Raw genomic sequence first — 15,629 nt, forward strand, 5'->3', positions numbered from 1 at the left:
TTGATACCGAACGACTACTGTTTCCCACGGACGGGTGATCACCAGAAGGGGCGTAAGTGTCAACTGGGCCAACACATGCGATGAGTGGACTGCTCGCCTGGAGCGCCGTCACCGCGATCGCGTCGAGTCACCCGATCGGCCAGCTCACGCCGCAAAGCTGGGCCGTGGGGGCGGTTCTGGCCACCGGAGCAGCACTTCTGCCCGACCTCGACCACCCCGGATCGACCATCTCGCGCACGTTCGGAGCACTGAGCAGCGGCCTGTCCGCGGGCATCAACGCGTTGAGCAGCTTCGTCTACCGCACAACGCGTCTGAAGCGGGATTCCAAGCGGGATGGCGGACATCGCGGTCTCACGCACACGCTCGTCTTCGCGTTGTTCGCCGCCGTCTTCACCACCGCGGTCGTGCAGAACAGCCAGAAGTGGGCGCTGCCCGTGCTGATGTTCGTGTTCGCGGGCCTCGCGGTGCGCGGCATCATGAACGACTGGTGCCCTAAGCAGGACGCGCTGCTGATCACGGTGGTGTCCGCGGGCATCACGTGGGCGATGATCGCGTGGACCTCGCAGACGAACGCGTCCGCCGCGGCGTGCGGGATCGCGGTCGGCGTCGGGTGCTTCGCGCACTACGTCGGCGACGCGATCACCGAGCAGGGCTGCCCGATCCTGTGGCCCATCCCCATCTTCGGCAAGACCTGGTACCCGGTGGCGCCGCCGAAGATCATGCGGATGAAGACCGGTGGCGTCGTGGAGATGGCGATCGTCGGGCCGATCGTGACGGTCCTGTCGATCTGGCTGGGGCTCGCGGCGTTGCAGGGGACGGGCGCGCTGCCGTTCCTCGACGGCATCGACCTGCTGCCGGTGTAAAACGTTTCACTTCCAGCCATTCAGCGGCTACCTGAGTCTCACCCGATCGGTCTAGCCTCCACGAACCGGACCTGCGTGTGGAGGATCGAACGTGCCCGAGGCAGACATCGTTGTCGGCGTTCCCCCACGTCAGCCGTTCGAAACGTTGTCGACGCCACATGCGAAGGTCGAGCGGTCCTCTGAGCCGCGCTGGCAGCATGCGGGGTTCGAACCGCAGGCGGACACATCGGGATCCGCGCGAGTGGAGGTCAGGTGACCAGCACCTACGTCGGCATCGACGCCGGCTACGAGAACCGCTGGGAAGCGGAGAAGATCGCGTTGGAGCTGCACGACACGGTGCTGACCACGGCCCGAACGGTCGCGGTGCACGAGGTCGACGGCCACTACGCGATGTCCTTCCTCGTGCCCGTGGCGCCGTCCGACGCGGTGGTGACGTCCCTGGTCGCGCAGGGCTTCGGCGTCGCCGTACGCGGTGCGTCCTCGGGACGCCTGGTAGGCCCGGAGGCGCTCCGAGTGGGCGCCTCCACTGCTGCCGAGGCTCATCAGTACCGCCGCGAGGGGCGCGCTCTGCGATTCCAAGGCCAACGGTCGTTGCGCGGTCGTCATGGCGTGTCGGACATCCTCGCGTTCACGGCCATCGAGGCCGTTCTACCGCGTGACACGCACACGGTCGACACGCGCGGGAACCTCACGCCGTTCTTCCGCGACGGCAAGTTGGTGCTGGTCATCGACTAGTTTCGGGGTGTGCGTGATATCGCTGTCTTCAGTGGTTCTGCCCATCCCTCACTCGCCGCCGAGATCTGTGGTCACCTCGGCGTCGACCTCTCCCCCAGCCGCCTGACCCGGTTCGCCAACGACTGCCTCGAGGTGCAGCTGCAGGCGAACTGCCGCGAGCGGGACGTGTTCCTGATCCAGCCGCTCGTCCCGCCGGTGCAGGAGCACCTCGTCGAACTGCTGCTGATGCTCGACGCCGCCCGCGGCGCCTCGGCGGCCAGGACCACGGTCGTCCTGCCCCACTACGCCTACGCGCGTTCGGACAAGAAGGACGCTCCCCGCATCTCGATCGGCGGCCGCCTGGTCGCCGACCTGATGGTGGCCGCGGGCGCGTCGCGGGTACTGGCGATGACACTGCACTCCCCGCAGGTGCACGGGTTCTTCTCGGTGCCCGTCGACCACCTGCACGCCCTGCGCGAACTGGCGGCGCACTTCTCGAAGTACGACCTGTCGAACACCGTCGTGGTGTCACCGGACCTCGGCAACGCCAAGGAGGCCGCGCACTTCGCCCGGATCCTGGGCGTGCCCGTCGCGGCCGGCGCCAAGCAGCGGTTCGCCGACGACAAGGTGCAGATCTCGACCGTCATCGGCGACGTGGCCGGGCGGGACGTGATCGTGCTGGACGACGAGATCGCCAAGGGCTCGACGGTGATCGAACTGCTGGACAAGCTGCGCGAGCGCGGTGCCGGGCCGATCCGGGTGGCGTGCACGCACGGGCTGTTCTCGTCCGGGGCGCTCGACCGGCTGCAGGCGTTCGACGACGTGCTGGAGATCGTCGCCACGAACACCGTGCCGATCCCGTCCGACAAGCACGTGCCGAAGCTGCGGGTGCTGTCGATCGCGCCGGCGATGGCCGAGGCGATGCGGCGCATCAACGTCGGCGAGTCGGTGTCGACGCTGTTCGAGGCCCCCTAGTCACTTCAGGTGCGCGAGTGCCGTGATCAGGCGGTCTCCGACGTCGTCCGGTCCCGGCATCTTGCGCACCACGGCCCGCTGGTGGGCGAGGCCGTGCAGTCCGAGCCACAACGCCACCGAGTCGCCGAAGAGGTCGTCGCTGCCGTGCGCGATCCCCTCTTCCACACAGGCGCCGAGGACCTCGACGAGCAGCGTGAACGCCGCCACGCCCAGTGAGTCGAGGTCGGCGTCGGTGATCGACGTGTCCTCCGTGGACGGCGTCCAGAGGCCGCCGAACATGATCCGGTAGCGCTGCGGGTGCTGCCGGGCGAAGTCCAGGTAGGCGTTGCACACCGCGAAGAGCCGCGCGCGTGCGTCGGGAGCCGCGTTCTCGTCGGCCTCGCGCAGGACGCTCGTGAGCGAGTCCATCTCCCGCTGCACGACGGCCAGCATGATCGACGGCTGGTCGGAGAAGTGCGGGTAGATCGACGGGGCCGCGATCCCCACCTTCCGCGCGACCGAGCGCAGCGTGACCGCGCGTTCGTCGCCGCCCTCGTCGAGCAGCGCGACGGCCGCCTCGATGATCTCTTCCCGCAGCTTCCCGCCCTCACCGCGGCGGTTGCGCCTGCGCGGTTCCGTGTTCGTCACGGTCGTAACCATACACCTGAAAGTTTATGACTGTTAGGTCTTGCGCTCGTGAACTTACGGGCGTTAGCTTATGTCCGTAAGCACAACCGGGACCGACACGAGGAGCCACGATGAACACCACGACCGCCACCACCCAGGCCACCGAGATCGTCCTGCCGGGTGTGGTCGAGCCCGACGGCCTGCACGTCCGGGTCCGCGACCTGCCGGCGCCGGGCGAGGGCCAGGTGGTCCTGCGGATGGAGGCCACCGGCGTCTCGTTCGCCGAGCAGCAGATGCGCCTCGGCAAGTACTACGACCAGCCGGCGTTCCCGTTCGTGCCCGGCTACGACGTCGTCGGCACGGTCGTCGCCGCGGGTCCCGGTGTCGACCGCGACCTGCGCGGACACCGGTTCGCCGTGGTCACGAAGGTCGGCGCGTGGGCCAGCCACCTGATCGTCGAGGCGGCCGACCTGGTGCCCGTGCCGGACGGCGTGGACGCGGCCGCCGCCGAGACCGTCGCGGTCAACGGCGTCACGGCCTGGCAGATGCTGTACCGCACGGCGAAGGTCAAGCGGGGCGACACGATCGTCGTGCTGGGCGCGAACGGCGGCGTCGGCTCGACGCTGGTGCAGCTGGCCAGGCACGCCGGCATCAAGGTGATCGGCACGGCGTCGGCCCGCAACCTCGACGCGATCCGCGAGCTCGGCGCCGTTCCCGTCGACTACCGCGACCCGAACATGTACGCCCGCATCCGGGAGCTGGCGCCCGAGGGTGTCGACGCGGTGTTCGACCACGTCGGCGGCCCCTCCCTGGAGGAGTCCTGGAAGCTGGTGCGCCGCGGTGGCGCGCTGGTCAACTACGGCTCCGCCGCGACGAAGGACGAGCCGGGCAGCGGGACGCTGCCGGTGCTCAAGCTCTTCGGGCAGCTGATGGTGTGGAACCTGCTGCCCAACGGCAAGCGCGCGGGCTTCTACAACTTCTGGGCCGGCAAGCGCTTCCGCACCGCCGCGTTCCGCACCCGTCTGCGCGACGACCTCGTGCAGGTGCTCGCCTTGGTCGAGTCCGGTGTGGTCACGCCGCAGATCGCCGCGCGCGTCTCGCTGCCGGACGCCGCCGCCGCGCTGGCGCTGGCCGAGTCCCGCACCGTCGTGGGCAAGGTCATCATCGTCCCGGGGCAGTGACCAGGCCGGGCTGCCGTCAGCTGATCGTGACGGCGGCGACCGCCCTGGTCGACTCCGACCGCGCCGTCACGCTGCGGGCCGTGTCCCGCGAGGCCGGTCTCCCCACCTCGTCGATCTACCCGCTGTTCCCCGACGCCGAAGCCATCCTGCTGGCCACGTGCCACGAGGCCTTCCGCGACCTCGAAGCCGCCGTCCTCGGCGCCGCCGGCCCGTACGCGGCAGGCCTCGCCTACCTCGAGTTCGCCGTCGAGCACCCCCGCCGCTACCACGTGATGTTCGGTGCGGCCGACCTCTCCGAACCCGCGTTGCGGTTGTTCACGCAGGTCCTCGCTGATCCCGACCGGGCGCTGGTGTTCTGGCTGGGCCTGCACGGCCTCGCCGACCAGCGCTCCTCGATCCGCCGCTCACCCCAGTTCCACGTCGTCGCACCACGACTGATCACTTCACTCATCTGACTTCCGGAAGGTCCCCGCCATGAACGCCACCGCACTGTCCACCGCCACGACGACCGCCGCCGCGTCCACCGAGGTCGACAACCGCGCCGCCTACCTGGGGTTCGCGTTCGCCTACGTCTTCGGCCACGGCGCCTCGGCCCTGTCCCGGTCCGGCGCCGTGGCGCTGCCGGCGTGGCTGCCGGTCGCGTTGCTCGCCACCGGCCTCCTCGCCGGCACGGCCTTCGCCATGACCGCGTCGCTGCGAGCGCAGAAAACCGCGTCCGAGGCACGGCGACGAGCCGAGAAGCTCGTCGGCACGGCCTGGATCACCGGTTTCGCCGCGCTGGCTCTGGCCGTCACCGGTCTGAGCAAGGTGTTCGACCAGCCCGAGCTGCAGACCGTGCTCTGGCCCGCCGGGTCGGCCATCGTCGTCGGCCTGATCTACATCGCCGAGGGCGCCGTGCGCGGCATCGCGCTGCACTACAACCTGGGCACCTGGCTCGCGCTGGTCGCCGCCGCGGCGCTGTTCGTCCCCGGAGCCGGCGTGTTCGGCGTGCTGGCCGTGCTGGGTGGCGGCGCCTACCTCGTGGCCGCGTTCCTGGAGAGCCGCCGCCTTGCCGCGTAAGGCTTCTACAGCTGCACTCGCACCGTGACGCGACCCTTGTCGTCACGGTGCGATGTCGCGTGTCCGGTCCGTTCGGTGCCATCGAGTTCGAGAGTGAGCGGACCGCCCTCACCGCTGAAGTTGCGCCACCAGGTCTTGTCGTCCGGCATCATCACCTGGATGGTCACGGTGTCACCCTTGCGTTGGTAGCCAACGGGTGTGGAGAACGTGCGACCCGACTTCCGGCCCGTGTAGGACACGACGGTGATGCCCTTGCGCACCAGCTTCCCGACGAGCGGCGCGTCGCGCAGCCCGACGACCACCCTGTTGACGCGGCCCACGATCGAGCTCTTGAAGTTCATGAACTCGACCGTAGCCTGCTAAGTGGAGACCCCCATCCGCTTGGCTGGAAGTGAGAAGAAGTGGTTGCCGAACCGTCTCAGATGCGAGCCGACGCGCGCGAGAACCGCGCACGGGTGCTGACCGTCGCACGGGAGTTGTTCGCCGAACGCGGGCTCGACGTGCCGATGGCCGCGATCGCCCGCAGGGCAGGCGTCGGCGTCGCGACGCTGTACCGGCGTTTCCCCACCAAGGAGTCGCTGGTCGTGGAGGCCTTCACCGAGCAGTTCGCGCACTGCCAGGCCGTCATCGACGACGCGATGCAGGACCCGGACGCGTGGCGCGGGTTCTGCACGGTGATCGAGCAGGTCTGCCTGCTCCAGGTGCGCGACCGCGGGTTCACGGCGGCGTTCGTCGCCTCGTTCCCCGAACTGCACTCCGAGGTGCGCGACCGGACCTGGACGAGCTTCAGCGCGTTGGTGCAGCGGGCGAAGGACAGCGGTCAGCTGCGCGCGGACTTCTCGCCGCACGACCTCATGCTGGTGCTCCTGGCCAACAACGGGCTTTCGGGCGCACCGGTGGAGGCCGCGGTGGCCGCGTCCCGGCGCCTCGTCGCGTACCTGCTGGAGTCGTTCCGGACCGGCACGGACGCCCTGCCGCCGCCCGTGCCGCTCAGCCTGGACCTGGTGCTGAACTAGCCCGGGTGGGCGCCGACGGTGTCGCGGATCTGCGCGCCCAGGTCGGACGAGCCCGACCGGGCGCAGTGGGCGCAGCAGAAGAACTTGCCCTCCACCTCCACACCGTGCCCGATCACGCGGCAGTCGCAGTGCTCGCAGCGCGGCGCGAGCCGTTGGATCGCGCACTCGAAGCTGTCGAACGTGTGCACGCCGCCGCCGACGGTGCGCACCTCGAAGGCCATCCAGTAGTCGTTGCCACAGACGTCACAGGTCGCCATGCGCGGAAGACTGCGGCAGGTCCGCCGGGTCGGCAACTCGAGCGTCGAGTCCCGTGACCAGCTTCTTCGGCGCTGTCACCCGATAGGCGTCCTCGTGCACGCCGAGCCGGCCGCGTCCACGAGTCCGTGCTGCGCCTCGCAGGCTCCGTCCACAAAGGACGTGCCGGAGGAATGCGGAAGCCCCGTTCTGAGCGGGACCGGCCGGATTCGAACCGGCGTTCTCCCTCCGTTCCGGAGGGCGCGTCGACCACTGCGCTACAGGCCCCATCGCCACCGCACGTCCCACACTAGTCGGCGAAGTCCGGGCCGTATGCCCTGCGAAAGTGTTGGACCCAATAAGGTTCACGGACCAACCTCGAACTGGACGGTGTCGTGCCAGGGATCGACTACTACGAGTTGCTCGGTGTGAACCGGGGCGCCAGTGCCTCGGAGATCAAGTCGGCCTACCGCTCTCTAGCCAAGGTCATGCACCCCGACGCGGGTGGGACGTCTGGCGGTTTCCGCCTGCTCCAGGAGGCCTACGAGACGCTGAAGGACCCGGTCCGCCGGGCCGACTACGACCGGCCCGCCGTCCAGGCCCCGACGGTCGTCCGCCCCCAGACACGCCCACGACCTCGACGAACAGGTCACACGGGCAGGCTGCGCGACTTCGGCGACGACCCGAACTACATGGCACCGCGCCCCCGTGTAGACCTCGGCTCGATGGAGTGGTGGAACCGCATCGACCTGGGCGCGCGCGTCCGCTACGTGCCCGCCACAGGCCTCGGCCACGCCCCCGCGGCGGCCGCGATCGGTGGGTGGTTCGTCCTGCTCATCCCGTTGACGATGACGCTGTCACCACTCCTGCTGGCCGTCTGGCTCCCCCTCGTGGCAGGCGCCGGTTACGGGGCGTTCCGACTGGTGCGCCGCTACATGACCGTCGCACGAGCAGAAAGAGCGTTCGCCGGCGAGTACGACGGCAACACGATTTTCGGCCGTCCGGGTGAAAACAGACGCGAACGGCTGACCGCCGGATTGCTCACGGAGTACATGACCCAACTACCGGGAGTGCGCATCTTCCACGGCCTCGCGTGGCCGGGCTCGGTCTTCACCGACGTCGACCACGCCCTGCTGTGCGGCCGCCGCCTGGTCCTCATCGAGTCGAAGTCGTGGCTCCCCGGCCACTACTACTGCGACGAGGACGGCGAACTCTGGCGCAACGGCCACCCGTTCCGCGGCGGCGGCTCCCAACTGCTCGACAGCGTCGACTACTACGCCGAACTCCTCCCGTGGCTCGAGATCCGGGGCGCCCTGATCATCTACCCGAGCCGTGCGGGCGAGGTCACGTGCGACGACGACCTGGACTTCGACGTGCCGCCGATGACGCCGGAGCAGTTCGTGAGCGAGATCGGCGACTGGCTGGCCGACGACCCGGCCACCGTGGACCGGGAGGCGTTGCGCGTGCTGGTGCGGCAGGTGGTGTCGGAGGTGCGGGTGGCGGGGGCCTAGTCCGGACCGCGGATCAAGAGCAGCGTTTGCTACACCCTAGAGGTAGCAAACGCTGCACTCATGTAGCGTTTGCTGCATGGAACGGGTTGAGGCTCTCCGAGTGGTAGGCGACATCGCCGCTGATCAATGGGGCCTTTTCACGACGCAACAGGCGGAAGCGGCAGGAGTGCACCGCACGACCCTGACGCGACTCGCGGCGGCAGGGCTTGTCGATCACGTGTCGCGTGGCGTCCACCTCGTCGTAGCGGCAGGAACACCGAACCATGTCGAGGAAAAAGCGGCCTGGCTGCGTCTCGCCCCTTCCCGCCCTGGGTGGGAGCGCCGTTCCACGGACACGGACAGCGGGGTCTTCTCACACAGCACGGCCTGCGTTCTGCACGAACTGGGGGACGTCCCAGCGCCCGCGGTCGAGATCACCGTGCCACGCCGACGCACCACCAGAACTGCAGGCGTACGACTACATCGTGGTGATCTCTCGGAAGGAGAGATCACCACAACTGGAGATGGCCTGCCCGTGACGACGGTCGAACGCACGATCAGAGACCTCCTCGCATCCCACGTGGATGGGGGTCATGTCGGAGGGGTGCTGCACGACGCGATGCGCCGCGGTCTCGTGGACGTAGACAGCCTGGTACCTGCTGCAGCGATGTACGCGTCCGCCTACGGCATCGGTCGATCGGATGGGCGTCTACTCCTCCAGCACCTGCTGGACCAAGCAGGCACCGCAACGTCCATCAACGATCGAACCGCACAGGCCCAGTCCGCCCGGATCACAGTCGAAGCGTTGGATTCGAACGCGCAAGTCCGAGCAGTCGCCTCAGAACTAGCCGCCCTGGACCAGTTCCAGCTGAGAAGACTGCGAACAGCGGTGACAGCGCTGATCCAGGAGTCCGATGGAAACACGTCCGAGAAGGAAGCGGACCAATGACCTACGCGTCGCCCCAGGCGTTGAGCCGCGCACTTCGTGATCGCGCCAAACGAGAAGCCGCGACCTCCGGCACAAGCCCTGGCGACCTGCTCAGCAGGTTCTACTTCGAACGGCTCATCACCAGGGTGTTCCACCACGACCCCGACGGATGGCTGCTCAAAGGCGGTCAGGCGATGCTGGTGCGCTACCGCGACGTCCGCCACAGCCGTGACATCGACCTGTGCCGCCCAGGCGCCGCAGACCTGAACGAGGCCGTGGAGGCGATCCGCTCAGCCGCCGCGCTCGACCTCCACGACTTCGTCCGATTCGAGTACCGCGAACGCATTGAGATCAAGGGAAACCGCCCGACCACACGAGTCTCGTTCAGGATCCTCGTAGGGCCGCGGACAGAAGGAACAGTCAGCGTCGACCTCGTCGTGCACTCACCGCTGCACGGAAGCCCCGAGCTGCGAAGGCTGAAGCCTTCGGTCCCTGTCGAGTGGCCGGACGACTGGCCCGTCGTCAAGCTGTACCCGCTCGCAGCCCAAGTGGCGGACAAGGTGTGCGCCCTTTATGAGCGGCACAACGGAAGACCATCCACGAGATATCGCGACCTCGTGGACCTGGTCGTGATCGTTCTGCGCGAATCCATGCAGGGCAAGGACCTGCAGATCGCCATCAGCCACGAACACGACCGCCGACGCGGTGCCGGCACCGACCTCGAGCTTCCCGCGGTCTTCACCGTGCCAGAGCCCACCTCGTGGGCCATCGGATACGAACGTGAAGCCAGCAGGCTCGACGCCCTGTCGGCCTGCCGGACGCTCCACCAGGCGACCGAGCTGATGAGCAGATTCCTCACCCCGGTGCTTGCGGCCCCGGACCCAGGTCGATGGACCGCGGCCGAGCAGCAGTGGCGCCCCACCGCGGAGCCGTGAACTCGGCGGGCAGCGGTTGCCGGGTCCGTGGCACTATCCCTCCCATGACCCGCACGGTGTGCCTCGCGCAGAACCCCGACGCGGACGCACTCCTCGCGTCGGACATGTTCGCCCTGCTGACCGGAATGCTGCTGGACCAGCAGATTCCCATGGAGAAGGCCTTCTCCGGCCCCAAGGTCCTCGCCGACCGCATGGGCGGCCTGGACGTGCGCCGCATCGCCGAGGCCGACCCCGAAGACTTCGCCGCGGTCATGGCCACGCCGCCCGCCGTGCACCGGTTCCCCGGTTCGATGGCCAAGCGGGTGCAGGCGCTGTCGCAGTTCGTCGTCGACACCTACGACGGGGACGTCACGCGGATCTGGGCCGACGGGGACGGGGCCGCGGTGTTCAAGCGGCTCAAGGCGTTGCCCGGGTTCGGGGACCAGAAGGCGAAGATCTTCCTCGCACTTTTGGGCAAACAGTTCGGCGTCACGCCCGACGGGTGGCGCGAGGCCGCCGGGCACTACGGGGACGAAGGAAGCCGACGTAGCGTCGCCGACGTGCGCGACCAGCAGTCGCTGCTCGAGGTCCGGGACTTCAAGAAGGCCGCGAAGGCCGCCGCCAAGAAGTAGCCCTGCTGTTCATCGTCTGGTGCACTGGACGTCCGCCGTCAGTTCGCACGAGGTGTGACCTTGCCTCGTGGGAGAAAGGCGGTTCCGTTGCGCATCAAGGTGATCGGCGTGTTCGCGGTCCTGGCGGTCGGTCTGGGGACCATGTCGGCGGACGCGGCCACGGCGTGGCCCGGTGGGTCGGCCACGCAGACGGCTGACGGGTCGAACGTGTTCGGGAAGAACCTCAGCGGGTTGTCGTTCGAGGGTGCGGGTGTCGTGTGGGCCGTGAAGAACGGGCCGTCGACGCTCTACCGGCTCGTTCCGAGCGGGAGTACGTGGAAGGTCGACCAGAAGCGGTCGCTGAAGTTCCGGAACGGTACGGGTGACCCGGACGCCGAAGGTGTCGTGAGCACGCCGGACGGGTTGTTCGTGGTCAGCGAGCGGGACAACGACAACGGTGACGTCAGTTCGCCGATGGTGTTGAAGGTCGGCAACGGCACCGAGAAGGAGTGGAAGCTGCCGGGGATGCCGTCGGTCGAGCCGAACGACGGGCCTGAGGCGATCTCGTGGATTCCCGACTCGTTCCTGACCTCGCAGGGCTTCAAGGACGACACCGGCAAGCTCTACGACCCCGCCGCCTACCCGGGTCACGGGACCGGGTTGTTCGCGGTCGGGCTGGAGGCGACCGGCGGGATCTTCCTGTACGCGCTGCAGGACGGCGGGGCGAAGCTCGTCTCGAAGTTCGCGAGCGGGCAGGCGCAGGTCATGGACCTGGAGTGGGAGAACAACAGGCTGTGGGCCACGTGCGACAACAACTGCAGTGGCAGGTCGACCACACTCGCGGTCAGTGACGGCAGGTTCAAGGTGACGGCGACGTACGACCGGCCGTCGAAGCTACCGAGCGTGAACCTCGAAGGCTTTGCGCTTTCGCCGAACTGCGTCAACGGCAAGAAGGTCGCTCTCTGGGCGGACGACGACAACACCGACAAGCACGCCATCAGGAGCGGTTCGCTGAACTGCACGGTCTAACGGCCGGGTTGTCGGGGTGCGGAACTATGCTCCCGCGCGTGACCGCACCCCACATCCCCGGCCTGACCGACCTGAGACCGTTGGGCGCGGGCGGATTCGCCACCGTCTACACCGCCCACCAGGCACAACTCGGTCGTGACATCGCCGTCAAGATCGACAACCGGGTGCTCGTGGACGAACGGGACCGGAGGCGGTTCCTGCGCGAGGCGCGGGCGGCCGCCAAGCTGTCGGGGCATCCGCACGTCGTCGGGGTGCACGACGCGAACATCACGCCGCAGGGCACGCCCTACATCGTCATGGAGCTGTGCACCGGCGGGTCGCTCGCCGACCAGCTCGACGCGCGGGGGCCGTTGCACCCGGACCAGGTTCGTGACCTGGGCATCAAGCTCGCCGACGCGCTCGCCGCGGCACACCAGGAAGGCGTGCTGCACCGGGACATCAAGCCCGGCAACATCCTCGTCGACCGCTACGGCACCCCGAAGCTCGCCGACTTCGGGCTCGCGGCGCTGCTCGACGCGCAGGGCGGCAGCACGGTCACGCGGGACGCCCTGAGCCCCAGCTACGCGCCTCCCGAGGCGTTCGCGATGGCGGAACCGACGCCGCAGGCCGACGTCTACTCGCTCGCCGCCACGCTCTACACGCTGCTCGCGGGCAAGCCGCCGCGCCCGGTGCCGTGGCCCATCACGTCGTTCGACCAGCTCGGCGAGATCCTGCGCCGGCCCGTTCCCGCGGTGCCGGGGGTGCCGCCCGCGATGCACGAGGCGCTGGCACGGGCGTTACACCCGGACGCGAACCTGCGCACGCCCAGTGCCGCACAGCTGCGGGACGAGCTGATCGACCCGATGCGGTCGCCGACCGTGCCGGTGCCTCCCCCGCCGAAGAGCAGGAGGTGGCCGCTGGTCGCAGCCGCGGCGGGGCTGGTCGCCGTGGTCGTGGCGGGCGTGCTGATCTTGAATCCGTTCGGTGGCAAGGAGCAGTCGAACGCGCAGGGGCCCGGTCCGGCGACGACGCAGCCGGGTGGAGCCGAGGACATCCCGCCTTACCTCAAGAAGTGCGACAGCGGGTTCTGCATCGAGAAGTCGACCTGCTTCCGCGGCATCACGAACATCGGCGGCATGCCCGCGGTCGCGCGGAAGGTGTCCAGCTGCTCCGACCTGCACTACTGGGAGGCCTTCACCGGCGGCTGGCTCTCCGGGGAGATCCCAGCGGTCGACTCCGACGAGCTGATGGCCTCGCCCGAGCTGAAGGACGTCTGCACGGCCGCGGCGATGAAGGCGAACTCGCGGCCGACCGTCGACACCACCGGCTGGGAGATGTCTGCCGTGGGGTTCAAGGACGGCACGCGCAACTACTTCCTCTGCCTCGGGAAGCAGCCCGAGGCCGGCGAGGTCGTCACCAGCGCGTTCGGCAGCTGAAGAAATCCACTTGCGACGGTCACTAACGTAGACCGACGTGCGTGTTCACGCCGATTTGATCATTGCTGGATTCCGAAGGTACTCGACCTACCGACAAGCGATGCTGGCCGGGATGACCACGAACGTGGTCTTCGGCCTGTTGCGGGTCGCGATCCTCGTCGCCGCTCTCCGGGCGGCGAACGGGGAGATCGCGGACTACGACATCGCTGCCGCCAACACGTACGTCTGGATCGGGCAGGGGCTGCTCGGGTTCGTCCTGTTGTGGGGAACCAACGAGCTCGCCGAGCGCGTGCGATCCGGTGACGTAGTAGTAGACCTTTACAGGCCGTGGAACCTCCAAGGCGCCCTCCTCGCGGAGGACGTCGGGCGGGGTGGCTACGCCCTCCTGACACGGCTGGTGCCGCCGATGGTGTTCGGCATGCTGCTGTTCCCGTTCCAGTTCCCGCAGAACGCCGTGCAGTGGCCGTTGTTCGGCATCAGCGCGCTGCTCGCGCTGGTGATCAGCTTCGGCTTCCGGTTCCTCATCGACATCAGCTCGTTCTGGCTGCTCGACAACCGGGGGCTGTACGGGTTCTGGAACGTCTCGTCGGGCCTGCTGTGCGGCCTGACGGTGCCCATCGCGTTCTTCCCGGGGTGGGCGCGGGACGTGCTGTGGATGACGCCGTTCCCGGCCGTGCTGCAGGCTCCGATCGACGTGTTCCTCGGGCACGGCGATCCGTGGGAACTCCTGCTGTTGCAGGCGTTCTGGGCCGTGGTGATGCTGGGGATCGGCCATGTCACGTTGCAGCGCGCCATGCGGAAGGTGGTGTTGCAGGGTGGCTGAGTTCGTCTACCCCAAGCTCATCGGCGCGCGCCTCAGGAGCCAGCTGTCGTACCGCGCGTCGTTCGCGATCGACTTCGTCACGCAGGTCATCGCGCAGGGCTACGAGATGGTCGTCATCCTCGTCCTGTTCACCCAGATCGACGCGCTGGGCGGCTTCACCAAGAACGAAGTGCTGCTCATGTACGCGTTCGCGGGGGCGGCGTTCGGGGTCGCGGACCTGTTCGCCGGGCAGCTCGACAACCTGCCGACCTACATCCGCACGGGCAGCTTCGACGTGCTGCTGATGCGGCCGCTCCGGACGTTGCCGCAGATCATGTGCTCCGACATCCGCCTGCGCAGGATCGGGCGGATCACCGGTGCGCTCGCGGTCATGTTCTACGCGCTGGCGCACGTGCCGGTCGACTGGTCGCCGGCGAAGGTCCTGCTGACGGTCCTGACGCCGGTCGCGGGCGCGGTCATCTACAGCGCGGTCTGGGTGGTGGCGTGCTCGATCTGCTTCTGGATCGTCGAGGGGCGCGAGTTCGCCAACGCGGTCACCTACGGCAGCAACGCCTTCACGTCGTACCCGATCAACGTCTACTCGCGGCCGCTGCGGTGGCTGATGGCGTTCGTCGTGCCGGGGGCGTTCGTCGCGTACTACCCGAGCCTCGCGCTGCTCGGCAGACAGGACCCGCTCGGCCTTCCCGGCTGGGTGGGCTGGACATCACCGCTCGTCGCGGCGCTGGCGGCGGGGGTCGCCGCGCTGGTGTGGCGGTTCGCGGTCAGGCACTACCGGGGAACGGGATCATGATCGAGGTCAGGGAGCTCCGCAGGGAGTTCAAGGTCGCCACGTCGAAAGGCCTGCGGCGCAACTACAAGACCGTGACGGCGGTCGACGGCGTCACGTTCGACGTCGCCGCGGGCGAGGCCGTCGGCTACGTCGGGCCGAACGGGGCGGGCAAGTCCACGACGATCAAGATGCTGACCGGGATCCTGGTCCCGACGAGCGGCCACCTCACGGTCAACGGCGTGGACCCGTCGAAGCAGCGGCGCGACCTGGCGAGGCGCATCGGCGTCGTGTTCGGCCAGCGCAGCCAACTCTGGTGGGACCTGCCACTGAAGGACAGCTTCGACCTGCTCAGGTCCATCTACCGGGTGTCGGCGCAGGACCACCGGGCGCGCCTCGACGAGTGCGTGGAGCTGCTCGGCCTGCAGGAGACCCTCCAGATCCCGGTGCGGCAGCTCTCGCTGGGGCAGCGGATGCGCGGCGAGATCACCGCGGCCCTGCTGCACGCCCCGGAGCTCCTGGTGCTGGACGAGCCGACGATCGGCCTGGACCTGGAGTCCAAGGAACGCCTCAGGGAGTTCCTCGCGGACCTCAACACCCGTCGCGGCACGACGCTCCTGCTCACCACGCACGACCTGGACGACATCGAACGCCTCTGCCCGCGGCTCATGGTGATCGACCACGGCCGGGTGCTCGCCGACGGCCCGCTGGACGAGCTGCGCGCCGAGGTCACGCCGGAGCGCGAGCTGGTCATCGACCTCAGGGAACCCGGACCTGCGCCGGACGTCCCAGGAGTAACGGCGGTGCGCAGCGAGGCGGGCGGATTGCGACACCACCTCACGTTCAGGAGAGCGGAGACGACGGCGGCGCAGTTGATCACGCAGGTGGTGCGGCAGGTGGAGGTCCACGACCTGGCCGTCGTGGAGCCCGAGATCGACGACGTCATCCGCAAGCTCTACCAACGCCAACTCGATCAAGACGCACATCGGTAGAGTCGTAACCAAC

At 68.5% G+C, this 15,629-nt stretch carries 19 protein-coding genes and 1 tRNA gene; 16 read left to right on the plus strand and 4 right to left on the minus strand.

The features are described from left to right. The first annotated feature begins 56 nt into the window (after positions 1-56). The 3 genes from BMY74_RS13030 (at position 57) to BMY74_RS13040 (ending at position 2,552) form a co-directional block, all read left to right on the plus strand. Entirely contained in the window at positions 57-863 is an 807-nt protein-coding gene (locus tag BMY74_RS13030) for a metal-dependent hydrolase (protein ID WP_089914934.1), read from the plus strand. Between the two features lie 252 nt (positions 864-1,115). Next, positions 1,116-1,598 carry a hypothetical protein gene (locus BMY74_RS13035; protein ID WP_245786089.1) on the plus strand — a complete coding sequence of 161 codons (483 nt, stop codon included), beginning with the start codon at positions 1,116-1,118 and terminating at the stop codon, positions 1,596-1,598. A gap of 9 nt (positions 1,599-1,607) precedes the next feature. Next, positions 1,608-2,552, plus strand: a complete 945-nt coding sequence (locus tag BMY74_RS13040) for a ribose-phosphate diphosphokinase (protein WP_089914940.1) — start codon at positions 1,608-1,610, stop codon at positions 2,550-2,552. On the opposite strand, the gene BMY74_RS13045 is transcribed toward BMY74_RS13040, so the two are convergent. Beyond that, positions 2,553-3,179, minus strand: a complete 627-nt coding sequence (locus BMY74_RS13045) for a TetR/AcrR family transcriptional regulator (RefSeq protein WP_218159613.1) — start codon at positions 3,177-3,179, stop codon at positions 2,553-2,555. Positions 3,180-3,289: 110 nt separating this feature from the next. Between BMY74_RS13045 and BMY74_RS13050 the strand changes: the two genes are divergently transcribed. Genes BMY74_RS13050 through BMY74_RS13060 form a run of 3 tightly spaced genes read left to right on the plus strand, consistent with a single transcriptional unit; the run spans position 3,290 to position 5,398 of the window. Continuing rightward, entirely contained in the window at positions 3,290-4,339 is a 1,050-nt protein-coding gene (locus tag BMY74_RS13050; protein ID WP_089914946.1) for a medium chain dehydrogenase/reductase family protein, read from the plus strand. Next, the gene (locus tag BMY74_RS13055) at positions 4,336-4,794 is read left to right on the plus strand and encodes a TetR/AcrR family transcriptional regulator (RefSeq protein WP_089914949.1); all 459 of its coding nucleotides are present in this window, start codon (positions 4,336-4,338) and stop codon (positions 4,792-4,794) included. The genes BMY74_RS13050 and BMY74_RS13055 overlap by 4 nt, the downstream gene beginning before the upstream one ends. Before the next feature lie 19 nt (positions 4,795-4,813). Continuing rightward, entirely contained in the window at positions 4,814-5,398 is a 585-nt protein-coding gene (locus BMY74_RS13060) for an ABC transporter permease (RefSeq protein WP_089914952.1), read from the plus strand. Positions 5,399-5,403: 5 nt separating this feature from the next. Here BMY74_RS13060 and BMY74_RS13065 read toward each other — a convergent pair whose 3' ends face one another. Then, complete coding sequence (locus tag BMY74_RS13065; RefSeq protein WP_089914954.1) at positions 5,404-5,739, minus strand: nitroreductase/quinone reductase family protein; 336 nt, start codon at positions 5,737-5,739, stop codon at positions 5,404-5,406. Positions 5,740-5,820: 81 nt separating this feature from the next. Here BMY74_RS13065 and BMY74_RS13070 point away from each other — a divergent pair, with 81 nt between their 5' ends. Continuing rightward, positions 5,821-6,414 carry a TetR/AcrR family transcriptional regulator gene (locus tag BMY74_RS13070; protein ID WP_089914956.1) on the plus strand — a complete coding sequence of 198 codons (594 nt, stop codon included), beginning with the start codon at positions 5,821-5,823 and terminating at the stop codon, positions 6,412-6,414. Here the strand turns inward: BMY74_RS13070 and BMY74_RS13075 are convergent. Beyond that, positions 6,411-6,671, minus strand: coding sequence for a Prokaryotic metallothionein (locus BMY74_RS13075; protein WP_089914960.1), 261 nt, complete (start codon positions 6,669-6,671; stop codon positions 6,411-6,413). The genes BMY74_RS13070 and BMY74_RS13075 overlap by 4 nt on opposite strands. Before the next feature lie 192 nt (positions 6,672-6,863). Further along, a tRNA-Ser gene (locus BMY74_RS13080) sits at positions 6,864-6,937 on the minus strand. Positions 6,938-7,043: 106 nt separating this feature from the next. On the opposite strand from BMY74_RS13080, the gene BMY74_RS13085 reads away from it, so the two are divergent. The 9 genes from BMY74_RS13085 (at position 7,044) to BMY74_RS13125 (ending at position 15,616) form a co-directional block, all read left to right on the plus strand. After that, on the plus strand, positions 7,044-8,159 hold the full coding sequence (locus BMY74_RS13085) for a J domain-containing protein (protein WP_089914964.1): 1,116 nt from the start codon (positions 7,044-7,046) through the stop codon (positions 8,157-8,159). Between the two features lie 76 nt (positions 8,160-8,235). Continuing rightward, on the plus strand, positions 8,236-9,087 hold the full coding sequence (locus tag BMY74_RS13090; RefSeq protein WP_089914968.1) for a type IV toxin-antitoxin system AbiEi family antitoxin domain-containing protein: 852 nt from the start codon (positions 8,236-8,238) through the stop codon (positions 9,085-9,087). Next, a complete protein-coding gene (locus BMY74_RS13095) occupies positions 9,084-10,001 on the plus strand; it encodes a nucleotidyl transferase AbiEii/AbiGii toxin family protein (protein WP_089914971.1) in 918 nt (305 codons plus the stop codon). The genes BMY74_RS13090 and BMY74_RS13095 overlap by 4 nt, the downstream gene beginning before the upstream one ends. 44 nt (positions 10,002-10,045) lie before the next feature. Continuing rightward, complete coding sequence (locus BMY74_RS13100) at positions 10,046-10,612, plus strand: HhH-GPD-type base excision DNA repair protein (protein ID WP_089914974.1); 567 nt, start codon at positions 10,046-10,048, stop codon at positions 10,610-10,612. Between the two features lie 60 nt (positions 10,613-10,672). Then, positions 10,673-11,620 carry an SdiA-regulated/phytase-like domain-containing protein gene (locus tag BMY74_RS13105; protein WP_245786090.1) on the plus strand — a complete coding sequence of 316 codons (948 nt, stop codon included), beginning with the start codon at positions 10,673-10,675 and terminating at the stop codon, positions 11,618-11,620. A 38-nt stretch (positions 11,621-11,658) separates the two neighbouring features. Further along, a complete protein-coding gene (locus BMY74_RS13110; protein ID WP_245786091.1) occupies positions 11,659-13,035 on the plus strand; it encodes a serine/threonine-protein kinase in 1,377 nt (458 codons plus the stop codon). A gap of 112 nt (positions 13,036-13,147) precedes the next feature. After that, positions 13,148-13,858: an ABC transporter permease gene (locus BMY74_RS13115; protein ID WP_245786092.1), complete on the plus strand. Its 711-nt coding sequence runs from the start codon at positions 13,148-13,150 to the stop codon at positions 13,856-13,858. Next, complete coding sequence (locus BMY74_RS13120) at positions 13,851-14,648, plus strand: ABC transporter permease (protein ID WP_089914985.1); 798 nt, start codon at positions 13,851-13,853, stop codon at positions 14,646-14,648. The genes BMY74_RS13115 and BMY74_RS13120 overlap by 8 nt, the downstream gene beginning before the upstream one ends. Beyond that, positions 14,645-15,616 (plus strand): ABC transporter ATP-binding protein, encoded by a 972-nt coding sequence (locus BMY74_RS13125; protein WP_089914988.1) that lies wholly within the window; start codon positions 14,645-14,647, stop codon positions 15,614-15,616. The genes BMY74_RS13120 and BMY74_RS13125 overlap by 4 nt, the downstream gene beginning before the upstream one ends. Positions 15,617-15,629 lie beyond the last annotated feature (13 nt).

The organism is Lentzea albida (assembly GCF_900111005.1).
Taxonomy (GTDB): Bacteria; Actinomycetota; Actinomycetes; order Mycobacteriales; family Pseudonocardiaceae; genus Lentzea; species Lentzea albida.

Bases quoted from the DNA above. Each gene is read 5' to 3' on its own strand.
- BMY74_RS13095 (WP_089914971.1), top strand. From the start codon at position 9,084: ATGACCTACGCGTCGCCCCAGGCGTTGAGCCGCGCACTTCGTGATCGC.
- BMY74_RS13115 (WP_245786092.1), top strand. From the start codon at position 13,148: ATGACCACGAACGTGGTCTTCGGCCTGTTGCGGGTCGCGATCCTCGTC.
- BMY74_RS13125 (WP_089914988.1), top strand. From the start codon at position 14,645: ATGATCGAGGTCAGGGAGCTCCGCAGGGAGTTCAAGGTCGCCACGTCG.
- BMY74_RS13065 (WP_089914954.1), bottom strand. From the start codon at position 5,739: ATGAACTTCAAGAGCTCGATCGTGGGCCGCGTCAACAGGGTGGTCGTC.
- BMY74_RS13050 (WP_089914946.1), top strand. From the start codon at position 3,290: ATGAACACCACGACCGCCACCACCCAGGCCACCGAGATCGTCCTGCCG.
- BMY74_RS13100 (WP_089914974.1), top strand. From the start codon at position 10,046: ATGACCCGCACGGTGTGCCTCGCGCAGAACCCCGACGCGGACGCACTC.
- BMY74_RS13070 (WP_089914956.1), top strand. From the start codon at position 5,821: ATGCGAGCCGACGCGCGCGAGAACCGCGCACGGGTGCTGACCGTCGCA.
- BMY74_RS13060 (WP_089914952.1), top strand. From the start codon at position 4,814: ATGAACGCCACCGCACTGTCCACCGCCACGACGACCGCCGCCGCGTCC.
- BMY74_RS13090 (WP_089914968.1), top strand. From the start codon at position 8,236: ATGGAACGGGTTGAGGCTCTCCGAGTGGTAGGCGACATCGCCGCTGAT.
- BMY74_RS13075 (WP_089914960.1), bottom strand. From the start codon at position 6,671: ATGGCGACCTGTGACGTCTGTGGCAACGACTACTGGATGGCCTTCGAG.